Origin of the sequence: Nostoc sp. FACHB-888 (assembly GCF_014696655.1) — a bacterium.
GTDB lineage: Bacteria > Cyanobacteriota > Cyanobacteriia > Cyanobacteriales > Nostocaceae > Nostoc.
Genome location: NZ_JACJQM010000055.1, coordinates 24384 through 37516, shown reverse-complemented (window position 1 = coordinate 37516; position 13133 = coordinate 24384). Strand labels below are relative to the sequence as shown.

Genomic DNA, 13133 nt, shown 5'->3' with positions numbered 1-13133 from the left:
ATTAAATTCGTTGAGTATTATTTTCTTAATTATCCTAATTTTTTGCGTTGTCATTAACTGAAATTAATTCATACTTCAAATTGAAGTGCGGAATGTGGGTTGTATCGTCACTCGTACAAATAGTTTTTCATGGAAGTCGGCGGGAAACTCCATTCCCAAGTGTCTGTACAGGGATAGCCGCCCGCCGACTTGGGGCATTGGGCATTGGGCAAGAGGACTTGGGGACAAGGGGGAAGACTTGTTTCAAGTTCTCACCTCTTGCCCCCTGCCCCCTTGCCCCCTTGTCCCCTTGTCTCCCCTGCTCCCTGCTCCCTGCTCCCTGCCCCCTGCCCCCTGCCCCCATCATTTATCGGGTTGATCGAGTACTAGAGTGTTGGTCGTTTACTTTCAAGAATTTCTGTTGCCTTCTGGGCAGAAAGCGGTCGGTAGAATAAAAAGCCTTGTACATCCTCACAATTGATAGATTTCAAGAAATCCAATTCCTCTTCTTTTTCTACCCCCTCTGCTGTCAACTTCAATCCCAAGCTTTGTCCCAAGGTGACTATGGCCTTGATAATATGAGCTACTTTGACATCCAAAGTCAAATCATGAATAAAAGATTTATCTATTTTCAGATTGTGGAGTGGTAAAAGCTGTAGGCGCGAGAGCGAGGAATGACCTGTACCAAAGTCATCAATGGAGATGTAAACACCCATCTGCTGTAGATTTTGTAACACCGTTCTGGTAAAGTCCAAATCCTCAATGACTGTGGTTTCGGTAATTTCTAATTCTAAAAAGCGTGACTCCAGCCCCGTTTCTTTTAAAACTGTGGCTACAGTCTCTACCAATTTAGGTTGGCGGAACTGCTTAAGAGAAAGATTAACAGCGATCGTCATGGGTGGCAATCCTGCATCTTGCCAGGTTTTGTTTTGGCTACACGCTGTCCGCAGCACCCATTCGCCGATGGGAACAATTAATCCACTCTCTTCGGCTAGGGGAATGAAGACACTCGGTGCAACCAATCCCATTTCTGGGTGCTGCCAACGCAACAGAGCCTCCATACCAGTAATTTCTTCTGTGGCGATATTCACACGAGGCTGATAGTACACCGTAAATTCTTCACGTTCTAGGGCATAGCGCAAGCTCTTTTCTAAAGTCAGAAGTTCAGGATTCTTGGCGCTTAGAGAAACACTATAGAATTGGTAGTTATTCCGTCCTTTATCCTTGGCGTAGTATAAAGCGGCATCTGCGTGCTGGATTAGTGTTTCGGCGTCAGGACTGTTGTTATCAAGCAACGCAATACCGAGGCTGGCAGTCACATAAAGTTCATGCCCTTGCAGATTGAAGGCATCCTCTAAAGCTTGTAATATTCTATCCGCTACCTGGGTTACCTCTTCAATATCATTGACTCGCGGGAGTAAAATAGTGAACTCATCACCTCCCCAACGGGCTATGGTGTCTCCGCCTCTGAGTGAGTCTTTTAATCTTTGAGCAACGCTTTGTAACAATTGATCTCCTAGAGTGTGCCCCAGAGTGTCATTAATACCCTTGAAGCGATCCAGGTCGAGGAAGATCACAGCTAAACTTTCACCATTGCGAGTGGCGTTGGGCAGAGTTTTACTAAGCAGTTCATTAAATAGTAGACGATTGGGCAACCCTGTCAGGATGTCATGAAGGGCTTGATAGCGAATCTTTTCTTCTACTTGCTGACGCTGCTGCGTCCCAATAATACTGGCAGCCATTGTCAACAGGGTAGATTCTTCGTGCTTTGACCAATGACGCTCAAAGGTGCAGTCTGCCAAGCCAAGGTAACCCCAGCACTCATTCTCTAACCTGAGAGGCACTAAGAGAAGAGATTGAATGCCATCTCTAATTAGGAATTCTTGTTCGGCAGCAGGAAATTGTTGGGTGAGTCCGCTAATCGACTGACCGCTAGAAAGAACAGTGTACCAACGGGCTAATCCAGAATCTTGATAAGGCTGATTCTGCCAATGGTGGTGGGTAGATTGAATAAAAGATTGCGTCCATTCAAACCGTAGGCTGACTGCTATTTCACCTGTAGCAGGATGGGGATGGTTTTGAAAGAGATAGGCTCGATCTGCCTTGGCAGCTTCACCCAGTACAGCAAGAGCTCGATCAATACCGGTTTTGTAATTCATTTCGCCTAGCAAATAATTGGCAGCTTCTGCAACTGCTTGTAGCAAGCGATCGCGCTGACGCAATTCGGCTGTGGCTTGTTTTTGCTCAGTAATATCCCTAGTAATAAAAGTTCTAATTAAATCACTTTCAGGAAGGTAGAGAACAGATTGTTCAAAAACTTCTGCACCTACTTCCACCTCCCGCACAAAAGAATTTTTTTCGAGATTCTTAACTTTACTCAGTAGTCCTGTTAAAATCGGGTGTTTCGTCCCAACTTCCCTAAGGTTGGGAAACTTGAGAGCTGCGGCTGGATTGAGATAAGTAACTGTTCCCTCCAAATCCATCTCAATAATTGGATTGGGGATGAGTTCAGGGAAGGATGCTAGGCGAGCTAGGGCAGACTCACTCGCTGCTTCAAAGCTAGGATCAATAGCTAGGGTTTGAAAAGGATTGGCAGGACTGGCTTGCTCTGATAAAAAACCAGATAGGTCTTCTACATCACAAGATTCAGAAAATGCTTGTTCTGAAATGTTGGAAATGGCATAATATTTAGCTTGAGCTTGATTACTGCCAAAAGCAATCATATCTCCACTTCTGAGATTATGAGAGAAGCATTTAGCGCCATTGACAAATAAGCCATTAGTACTTGCTTTCCCCTTGTAGTTGCCATCAATAATTTGAAAGCCATATTGGTCAGTCTCTGGAACAGTTACTCGCAATAAAATTGCATGTTGCATTGATACTGACCGGGAGGACAAGATAATAGTGTTGGCAGGATGCCGCCCCAGAGAATAAGTAGTTTCTTGTAAAGGGACAGTTCGCTGCCCTTGTAGGTCTTGAATGACCAACAGATGGCGTATTTTTTCCCGCTCATTTCCTAGCATGGCTGTTCCTTAAATTCTCATATTTTTATGTTTTAGTCTGAAAAATACTACTCCCAGGAGTGGAACCTGAAAGTCTGGACTTATAAGAAAATTCATTCAATCAAATTTGTCACCGTCTATAATTCCAAAATGGGTATGAGGGTGCAAACTAATACAGGTCGGCGTAAATAAACAGACCAGTTTAAATCACTCAGAAGCCTATATAATAAGGTTTTTGACTTTTGATTTTTAACTTTTGGCTTCCGCTTTGCGGTACTAGCCTTTTGCTCCTTTTTCTATATCATCTAACTTGTCTTTATTTAGGATACCCAGAATAAAATCAAACACTGAATAGAATAGATGGTATATTTGCGGATTTTTATTCTGAGCGTTGAGCAAACTCCGAATGAAATAAATAATGGTCTGATTTTTATTTTTTAATCAGTCAACTAGTTTTGTTTCACGAAATTTTGCACAATAGATTAGAGCAACGGCAGGAATTAAATTAATTGGGTGCATCCCACTGGGGAAAAAATATCTAAGTATTTGAAATCGTACGCTAGTTGCTTTAATGGAGTAAAAACCCCGGTTGGCGCAGCTTATCGTAGAGAAGGGGAGGGAAGGAGAATGAACCCTTAAATTCTAAAAAGGATTATAGAATAAACTAAAATATAGTCCGTTTTCTTGTAATGTTCGATCATTCGAGTCAACAGATACTAAAGGAATACCCCAGTCAAGACGAAAGGTGAAGCGATCGCCTTGTGACCAACGCAACCCCAGACCAACAGCAGCTAGAGTATTAGGGTCGGGATTGTCTGTAGCCGAACTATTCCAGCCAAGACCAAAATCTACAAAGGGGATAACCTGTAACGTGCTATCTATCTGGGGTAAGCGCAGAATCGGTACTTGAACTTCCGCAGAAACAAAAGTGCCATTATCTGTCAGCAAATAATCTTGACGGTAACCTCGAATGCTATCCTGCCCACCTAAGCCAATTTGCTCTATAGGTAAGAGTGTTGTGGATGCTAGTTGCGTATTTAAACGAAGTAAAAGTAAAGTTTCAGGAGCTAAAAGGCGTGCCCACTGCGCTTGTCCTTGCCAAGAAAAAAAACGGCTATCGGGATCAATTTGATTAATTGTGGGATTCAACACATCTAGTCCCAAATTGAATTGAGAGCGGAGGGCGATGACTTCACGGCTGTTACGACTCGTCCATTCTTGAAAAAATCGTAACGCAGATACCCTAGTGCGTCCCTGTTCATCAGCACCAGGAGAAAGTTGCGGAGCGGGAACCCTGCCTCTGTCTAGTATCCATGAGATATCACTTTCGCGTCGGGAAGCTGTCAACCCAAGAGCGAATTCTTGTGTAGGAGTTTGGATTATTGGCTGGCGGAATGTCAGTTCGTAGTAGCGAGAAGCCGATTCGATATCTAAAAAAGCGAAATCAGGTTCAATGACATTACTCGACGTAGTGCCATAGTTGAAGGTGAGGGTTCCGTTGCGGGGATTGAGTGGTAGTGTGTAACTAGCGTCAAAGGAGTTGCTACCATCAGTGTTAGTGTACCCTAGACTTAGAGCATCTCCCAATCCGAGTAAGTTGGCTTCATTCAATCTTAATCCGCGTCGGAAACTGCCAACACTGGGCGATCGCCCATTATCAAGAACTATTTGGCTACTAAAGGTTTTTGCCTCGCTGATCTTGACTTCTAAGAGACTTACACCACTCCGCGATCCTGCTGAAAGTTCAGCAGAGACGTTTTGAATCAAAGGATTAAGTTGCAAAAGTTGCAGTGCCTCTAGTAGACGCTGTCGGTTCAGAGGTGCTGATGTAGCTATTGCTAGTCGGCTGCGGACATAATTTGCATTCAACCGCCGATTCCCAGTTATCTGGATATCTTCTAATTTACCTTCGACGACCTGAATTTTTACAACACCGGATTGGATTGTTTGGGGCGGAATATAAGCACCAGAAGTAATGTAACCATTTTGGACGTATAAATCAGTAATTTTAGAACGTGCTTGATAGACTTCAGTCAGCGAGATCGGTCGTTTGGTAAATTCAGCAGTGGCGAGGGCTAACTCTTCGGGACTGAAGACTGTGCTACCAACAACTTCAAACCGTTCAACAACAATAGTTTGAGGAAAGTTGCCAGGGAGTGGTTCATCAGGTGTGGGAGTTGGTACAGAGGGGGGAAATAGTTCTGCTGGTGGGGGGAGTGGTTGTGGTACTTCAGGTGGTGGGAGTTGCGGAGGGACGGGTGGTTGCACATCCTGTGGTGGTGGGAGTTGCGGAGGTACAGGTGGTTGCACATCCTGTGGTGATGGGGGCTGTTGTGACAGGATGAAATTACTAGTTGGTAATTGTGTAGTATCAACAGCCTGAGCTTTCAGTGGACTAGAAGATATGCTGCTGAGTAATAGAAGCATACTCAGTGGTAAGCAGGACACTATAAGATTCTGAGGATATTTATTAATCATCGCACTCGATTATTTTTTGTCAGAAACTATAGGATTATACGGCGACTCCTTCAGATGTGAATCTTACTTCATCTTGTGTCGCTAAAGTTGATATCTTGAGTAAATCTCAATTTAAAAGCTCAATCATTTGGTTATTGCAGACTTAAAAGCGTTGATGGTGTTTGAACTCCATAAGTAAGCAGATATGTTGGAATTATCTATTGCTGCGACAGAAATAGACCTAGTACAGCACGGCGTAAATCCACTCACTATCTCAATTAATAAGACTTGGGGCAAAATCCTCTTGTTAAAGGTAGGCAAACTTTGGTTTTATTTTTGAATTGTTATATATGGTTTAGGGTTACTCCATATCCCTTTGTTGAAACATTCCCATCAATTTACGTTTACGAGCGTGGGTTTGCATCAAGTTTTCCCGATAGCTTAACCACTCAGCTTTCTTCCCAGATTGCAAGTAGGCATTACGTGCCTTTTTTAACCATTCAACTGCATAGTAGTAATATTCGGCTTTACCTGCATCCATAATCTTTTCGGCACGGCGACGAGCATTAGCAATCACCCAACTAGGATTATGAGGAATAGCAGCGTCCATGACTCGGTAAATTAACTCTGAATAATAAGAAGTGAGTTCATTAGCGATCGCAATTGCATCATCAATTAGCCCCTCATGCAAGAATATATCTACCTTGGCTGATTCTGTTCCCCAACCACTACAAGTACGAACAATTCTCAACAGGTCTGTTTTAATACTTTCCCAGTTTTCCCCAGCCAATTCTGCCATCCTTTCGTAGTCAACAAAGGAGGGTTTGACTTGAAAAGCCGCCTTGATTGCTAATAAAGCAGCTTCATTATTACCCAACTCAACAGCTAAATCACTTGTCCAAATTCCCAATTCGTGCTGACAATTACCTGGTAAATGTAATCCACTCTGGGCTATATCTAGTGCTTGCTGTAATGCCCCCTGTCCGCTAAGTGTTTTCGCTAGGGCAAAAGCCTCTTCCGTTGAGTTCATCTGGGTTTGAGCAGCATCAATTGCTTCTTCTACCCTGCCCAAACGCCCCAACATTGTTAGATACTGTTGCGTTTGCCCTTCAGCTTCTGCTAAATACAAGTATTCTTGGTAACGTTTTTGACGTTCGAGGATTTTTAGCCGAATTAGCGCCAAATCATCTGCATAGTCTGGTACTTCTTCTTCCCAAGCTCCCCTTTCGGTAATATTACCTTCGAGAACTTGCACCAGTGGTGGATAATCCCAACCTTGGCGTAAAGCTTCCATAACTAGGCCAAAATCAGCATTCCAGTCATCTTGCCAGGCTTCCAAATTTATTTGAATATCAACTTTTTCTTCTGGGGTGAGTTCGGCTGTAAGAATTGCTTCACACCAAGCATTATTCAATTCCTCGACCACTTCATCGTTTTCAGCACCGTATTCTGCAACATCATCCCAATTTTCCACACACGTAGAGGTAATCGCTTCTAAAATAGCGATCGCATTCTCACCCTCTCCCCGTTCGCTAAAATCTACCGCAGTTTGCACTACACTCAGCAATTCATCGCCAATCGGGTCTTCTTCACACCCCTCCTCAAAGTAGCGCACAGTATCCCGAAGAATCTGCCGGACTTGCCGCCGAAAAAGAGCCTGATCGATCGTAATGCGGCGCACAGGTTTTTGGGTTGTTTGCTCGACAATAGGATTCGTCATCCAACCTATATGACGATCAATCGCCTCAATTAGTGGTGGGTATTCATTTACCAACTCTTGCAACAATCTTTGGGTTTGGATATGATCCAAGCGATCGAGTAGTTGTTCTAAGGTAGGGCGTTGCTCAATATATTCTGAGTTACGCGCACAGACGAGCATCGTCGCTACAATGTGTTTGCACCACCCATCAAAGTTGTAGGCACAGGTGCAGTTTGCTGAGATTAACCCACTGCTATCGAAACTGAGATTGACATGATAAGGTCTTGCTTCAGTCCCTGCAACTTCAGCCTGAAGCAGATGACCGCGTTGGATAATAGCATTGACAGCACCAGCCTCATAGTATGCCTCGCCGCGTTGGAAAGATTTAGCGTTAGCATGACGGCGGATAGTAAATTCAGTAATTTGAGGAATAGACATCGAGCGATCGCCTGCGTAAATCTTTTGGATGAATCCTAAATCCAGCTTAGGTGTTAGGCGATGGCGCTGTAAAGTCATTTGTCATTGGTCATTGGTCAAAAATCAATAGTTATTCTTCCCCTGCTTCCCCTGCTTCCTCATCTCCCCAATTCCCCATTCCCTTTAGAGTATAAAAAAAATAAGTATCTAGATTTGACTATAATTACTGAAAACATCCATCTTTTCGCCAGAAGTTAGTGAATCATAATTGAAGTTAGCAACACCTAAACGTTAAATCAGAAAACAGTTATCAGGCGGATGGCAGGGGATTTAAATCAGTTAGCAGTTTCCAGTGTTCACTAACTGTATGCTGAGGGCTTAAACCCAGCAATGAAACTGACAACTGATAATTGATAACTGTTAAAGGGGTTGCGCTGATTGTCGGTCAAGTTGAGAATAAATAGGCGAAGCAGACGGGGAACCTAACGTGAGTCAAGGATTTGATTACGATTTAGTCATTATCGGCGCTGGTGTAGGCGGACATGGCGCAGCCTTACACGCCGTAAGTTGTGGTTTAAAAACAGCGATTATTGAAGCTGCTGATATGGGAGGAACCTGTGTTAATCGGGGTTGTATTCCTTCTAAAGCGCTGCTGGCGGCATCTGGGCGTGTGCGGGAGTTACGCGATGCCCATCACCTCAAATCGCTGGGAATTCAAATTGGTAACGTGGAATTCGATCGCCAAGCGATCGCTAATCATGCTAATAATCTCGTCTCAAAAATTCAAGGCGACTTAACCAACAGCCTCAAACGTCTAAAAGTCGATATTATCAACGGTTGGGGAAAAATCGCTGGGGCGCAAAAAGTCTCTGTTACCGGAGACGGTGGCGAAAAAACCATCACAGCCAAAGACATCATCCTTTCCCCTGGTTCAATTCCTTTTGTGCCTCCAGGGATTGAAGTAGACGGCAAAACTGTCTTTACCAGCGATCAAGGCGTTAAGTTGGAGTCGCTACCAGACTGGGTGGCGATTATTGGCAGTGGTTACATCGGCTTAGAATTTTCTGATGTTTACTCAGCTTTGGGTTGTGAAATCACTTTGATTGAAGCCCTAGATCAGTTAATGCCAGGATTTGACCGAGACATTGCTAAACTTGCCGAACGGGTACTGATTACTCCCCGCGATATTGAAACGAAAGTGGGGATATACGCTAAAAAAGTCATCCCCGGTTCACCAGTGGTGATTGAATTAGCAGATTTCAAAACCAAAGAAGATGTAGATGTCATCGAAGTAGATGCTTGTTTGGTGGCTACAGGACGCATCCCGGCGACCAAAAATCTTGGTTTGGAGTCTGTGGGTATAGAACTGGATCGGCGGAATTTTATCCCAGTTGACGATCGCATGGCAGTACTATCATCTGGTGAAGTAGTACCAAATGTGTGGGCAATTGGCGACGCTAATGGAAAGATGATGTTGGCACATGCGGCTTCTGCCCAAGGCATCATCGCCGTAGAAAATATACTTGGGAGGGAAAGAATAGTAGACTATCGCAGCATCCCGGCGGCGGCGTTTACCCACCCAGAAGTCAGCTATGTGGGTTTAACAGAAACCGCAGCTAAAGAGTTGGGACAAACCGAAAGCTTTGAAATCGGCACAAGTCGGAGTTACTTCAAAGGAAATTCCAAAGCTTTAGCAGAGAATGAAGCCGATGGTATTGCCAAGGTGATATATCGCAAAGACACCGGAGAAGTCTTAGGTGTTCACATTTTCGGACTGCACGCCTCAGACTTAATTCACGAAGCGTCAGCTGCGATCGCAAACCGTCAATCCGTCCAAAGTCTCGCACATCTAGTTCACGCGCACCCGACACTTTCGGAAGTGCTAGACGAAGCTTATAAACGAGCCATTTAGTTATTTGTCCTCTGTCATTTGTCCTTTGTCAATAAACAAGGACAAAGGACAAATGACCAATAACCAATGACCAATAACCAATGACCACTGACAAATGACAAATTATGCAAATCCGCCGTCGTTCACCTAACCCAGCTATTGATGTATCGATATTGCGTTATCAAGCTATCGTGCCTGATGCAGCGCCAAACCACATCTTAGAGGAAATTGTCTGGCAGAAGGAAGTAGAATATGACCAAATGCGGGAAAAACTTCCTTTGCAAGAATTACGGAAGCAGGTACTGGCTGCACCGCCAACCCGTGATTTTGTCGCCGCCTTGCGCCAAGGTAAGACTAAACCAGCATTGATTGCAGAAGTTAAAAAAGCTTCACCTAGCAAAGGTATTTTACGAGAAGATTTTGATCCAGTAGCGATCGCCCTTTCTTATCAGCAAGGTGGTGCTAGTTGTCTGTCTGTGCTAACAGATGTCAAGTTCTTTCAAGGCAGTTTTGAGAACTTAGCCAAGGTTCGGGCTGCTGTAGATTTGCCTGTACTGTGCAAAGAGTTTATCATTTATGCTTATCAGATATACTTGGCGCGGGTTCAGGGTGCAGATGCTATTTTGTTGATTGCGGCTATCCTGAGCGATCAAGATTTGAAATACTTCCTTAAAATCGCTAACAACCTGAAAATGGCAGCCTTGATTGAAGTTCATAGCTTGGAAGAACTTGACCGTGTGTTGGCTTTAGATGGGGTTTCCTTAGTAGGAATCAATAATCGCAATTTGGAAGATTTCTCTGTGGACTTGCAAACTACTTGCCAACTTTTAGCTGCAAGGGGTAGCCAATTGCAGGAGAAAAACATCCTTGTTGTCAGCGAGTCAGGACTACACAATCCAGATGATTTGAGTTTGGTGCTTACAGCAGGTGCATCCGCTGTACTCATTGGGGAATCTTTGGTAAAACAACCAGATCCCGGTGCTGCGATCGCCCGTATATTACCAAGGAATTTTTGAAATAAACACCTCCCCTATGCCCCTTAGCACAGGGCAACTAACTGCATATAATAGTTGGGCAATTGGGCACACTATGCGTAGACACGCAGCATATTGCCATCAAATATCATCATATCTTTGTCAAATCTTTATTGCTAATCAAATCAAAGCTTAAGCAACTAGTTATTTCTTATGTAACAATTTATTGACAAGACATAAACTTTGATTAGTACAAAATCTCAAATATGAAATCAAAAATTAACTTCATGGAGCAAATTCCTTTACCTTCTCCTATTCACTACGAACTTATACTTCAACTTTTAGAACGACAAACCATGTTAGCCGTAAATGATAATCCAGATTTACGGCATCAGGTAAACCAACTAATTATTACTCTACGTAAAGCTGCTGTGCAGCAAAAACGGCTAGAAGAAATTTGCGAATTTTCCTCTATGACTGTTGACCACCGTTGGTCAATCAACCATCATCAGGATAATAAAGTTGTTACCCCCGATTGAAGCTGATAACTTCATTTTTCAACCTCAAATTTAGCATATTTGTTAAGTTAGGTTACCATCGTCAGAAAGTGTCTCTGTGTATTGAAGAGTTTAGTATTTATAACTTCCGCCGCAGTTGCTTGACTCAAATGTACAATTTGGGTTGTGATTTAAAATGGTTTTGGTTACAGTAATTTCTCTGCTTTGCAAAAATATCTATAAATGCTAGATGAGGATTTGAAATCGTTACTCAGTCTGAATCGCTTAGATTTTAGTTGATAAAATTTTTACGTTATTTAGATACTTTTATAAAGTTATACATAGTTATTTTTTCTCTAAATACTAACTTCCTTGTTTCCAATTTATACAATAATTTTATTAATGCTGTAGAGAAAATTGTCATCATTATAAAAATTTTAGCTCAGAAAAAGTTCATATTGATTTATAGGAAACTGTAAATCAGCTAAAATATTGATGAGATTATCTCTCGAATTTGACGAAAGATGAAATATAACAGCATTGACGAAATCCTCAGAAATAATCAAGCTTGGGTTGCCGAGAAACTAGCTTTAGACCCAACTTACTTTCAAGAATTATCTAGCGGACAAACACCACCTTTTTTATACATTGGGTGTTCTGATAGTCGTCTGGCATTAACAAGGTTTACCCGTACAGAACCAGGAGAGTTATTTGTACATCGTAACATTGCCAATCAAATTTCTCTAACGGATATAAACTTTTTAGCGGTTTTAGAATACGCAATTTTACATCTTAAAGTGGAACATATTATCGTTTGTGGTCACTACGATTGCGGAGGAATTAAGGCGGCTTTAGAAGGAAGAACCATCGGAATTCTTGATAACTGGGTAAATCCGATTCGGGAACTGTATTTACAGAAACAAGAAGAAATCGATGCCTTGCCAACAAGAGAAGAACGTCTGAATCGTTTGGCAGAAATCAATGTTGTAGCGCAAGTAAAAAATCTTTACCAAACTTCCATCATGCGTCAGGTACTCTATGAGCGAAAAGCGCCTATGGTTCATGGCTGGGTACTAGATATAAGCACTGGCTTGATTAAAGATTTGAATGTCTCAACTGTGCAATGGAAATTGCACATCTGCCCTTTGCTTTTAGAGTTTAGACTTTATAGTATGTTAAAAAATGAGAGCTAATTTTGTATTTTCTATAACAGAAAATTATACTTTGGATATATATATGATTGATTGTATCTTTAGAGTAGTTTATTGATTTTAAGTAAAACAAATAGTGATTTTTTCGCTACAGTCTTTTGATACTTCCATCAAAGTTTTGATCAATAATGCACAATTCAGAACACTTTTCCTGAATTATTGTTGAAGACTTTGCAGATATATAATCTATAATCTTTTTTGTAGAGGCAGTTCATAAATTGCCCCTGCCGAGATTGGTACACCCAAACTACCTCTACGAAGAATTATTTCTTAGCAATTATCCATACTGCGTGAATAATCCCAGGAATGTAACCAAAAAGTGTCAAAACTATATTAATCCAAAAGTCTACACCAAAGCCTACTTGTAAAAAAACTCCTAGAGGCGGCACAAAAATGGCGCACAAAATCCGAACTAAATCCATTTAAACCTCCTATTCATCTCACAAAACAGCTTGTTAGCAAAGTGATTCACCATTGCTCAAGCATATTTGTACCTCTCAAAGATAACATTTTCTCTCTTAATCTAGATCACCCTTAAGATGCGGTAAACCGCACTTAAGATTAGCCACCGCTAATTTTAGCTTTGTAACCTAGTTTAGTTAAAATCTCGGCGATTTTCTGCTTGTGTTCGCCCTGAATTTCAATTTCGTTATCTTTAACTGTCCCACCTGTGCCGCACTGGGTTTTTAACTGCTTCACCAAATCTGCCAAGGTTTCTGGTTTGGCTTGAAAACCACTAATCACTGTGACGGTTTTCCCTTTGCGCCCTTTGCGGGAAGCTTGCACTTTAAGATTTTGTTGTTGTGCGGGCAGTTCTGGAATTGGTCTTTCTGTGGCGGCAGAGTTGTCGTTGCCAAATTCGCGGTAGACAAAGCTTTTGTCAGAAGATTTAGAATTGGAAGAAGACATAAAATCAATGTTTAAGAAAAATTTCAAAGGCAGTGGAAACTTCTACGCAACCATTCTGCTGCGATATTAAATTCTAGGCTAACATCACAAATCCATT

9 protein-coding genes are annotated in these 13133 nt (G+C 42.2%); 4 read left to right on the top strand and 5 right to left on the bottom strand.

Annotated features, from left to right (window positions below):
• Positions 1 to 365 precede the first annotated feature (365 nt).
• The 3 genes from H6G26_RS25685 to H6G26_RS25675 all read right to left on the bottom strand — a co-directional run bounded on the left by H6G26_RS25685 (position 366) and on the right by H6G26_RS25675 (position 7575).
• Positions 366 to 3002 carry an EAL domain-containing protein gene (locus H6G26_RS25685; RefSeq protein WP_190732473.1) on the bottom strand — a complete coding sequence of 879 codons (2637 nt, stop codon included), beginning with the start codon at positions 3000 to 3002 and terminating at the stop codon, positions 366 to 368.
• Positions 3003 to 3623: 621 nt separating this feature from the next.
• Positions 3624 to 5459, bottom strand: coding sequence for a ShlB/FhaC/HecB family hemolysin secretion/activation protein (locus tag H6G26_RS25680; protein ID WP_190732471.1), 1836 nt, complete (start codon positions 5457 to 5459; stop codon positions 3624 to 3626).
• A gap of 340 nt (positions 5460 to 5799) precedes the next feature.
• Complete coding sequence (locus H6G26_RS25675) at positions 5800 to 7575, bottom strand: SWIM zinc finger domain-containing protein (RefSeq protein WP_190732481.1); 1776 nt, start codon at positions 7573 to 7575, stop codon at positions 5800 to 5802.
• 466 nt (positions 7576 to 8041) lie between these two features.
• On the opposite strand from H6G26_RS25675, the gene lpdA reads away from it, so the two are divergent.
• The 4 genes from lpdA (at position 8042) to H6G26_RS25655 (ending at position 12109) form a co-directional block, all read left to right on the top strand.
• Positions 8042 to 9466 carry a dihydrolipoyl dehydrogenase gene (gene lpdA, locus H6G26_RS25670; protein ID WP_190732469.1) on the top strand — a complete coding sequence of 475 codons (1425 nt, stop codon included), beginning with the start codon at positions 8042 to 8044 and terminating at the stop codon, positions 9464 to 9466.
• A gap of 104 nt (positions 9467 to 9570) precedes the next feature.
• Complete coding sequence (gene trpC / locus H6G26_RS25665) at positions 9571 to 10461, top strand: indole-3-glycerol phosphate synthase TrpC (RefSeq protein ID WP_190732467.1); 891 nt, start codon at positions 9571 to 9573, stop codon at positions 10459 to 10461.
• A 245-nt stretch (positions 10462 to 10706) separates the two neighbouring features.
• Positions 10707 to 10958, top strand: coding sequence for a DUF5340 domain-containing protein (locus tag H6G26_RS25660; protein ID WP_190732479.1), 252 nt, complete (start codon positions 10707 to 10709; stop codon positions 10956 to 10958).
• A gap of 482 nt (positions 10959 to 11440) precedes the next feature.
• Positions 11441 to 12109 carry a carbonic anhydrase gene (locus H6G26_RS25655; RefSeq protein ID WP_190732465.1) on the top strand — a complete coding sequence of 223 codons (669 nt, stop codon included), beginning with the start codon at positions 11441 to 11443 and terminating at the stop codon, positions 12107 to 12109.
• A 281-nt stretch (positions 12110 to 12390) separates the two neighbouring features.
• Here H6G26_RS25655 and H6G26_RS25650 read toward each other — a convergent pair whose 3' ends face one another.
• Both H6G26_RS25650 and H6G26_RS25645 read right to left on the bottom strand, forming a co-directional pair.
• Complete coding sequence (locus tag H6G26_RS25650; protein WP_190732463.1) at positions 12391 to 12549, bottom strand: YqaE/Pmp3 family membrane protein; 159 nt, start codon at positions 12547 to 12549, stop codon at positions 12391 to 12393.
• 139 nt (positions 12550 to 12688) lie between these two features.
• Positions 12689 to 13036 (bottom strand): translation initiation factor, encoded by a 348-nt coding sequence (locus H6G26_RS25645; RefSeq protein ID WP_190732461.1) that lies wholly within the window; start codon positions 13034 to 13036, stop codon positions 12689 to 12691.
• Positions 13037 to 13133 lie beyond the last annotated feature (97 nt).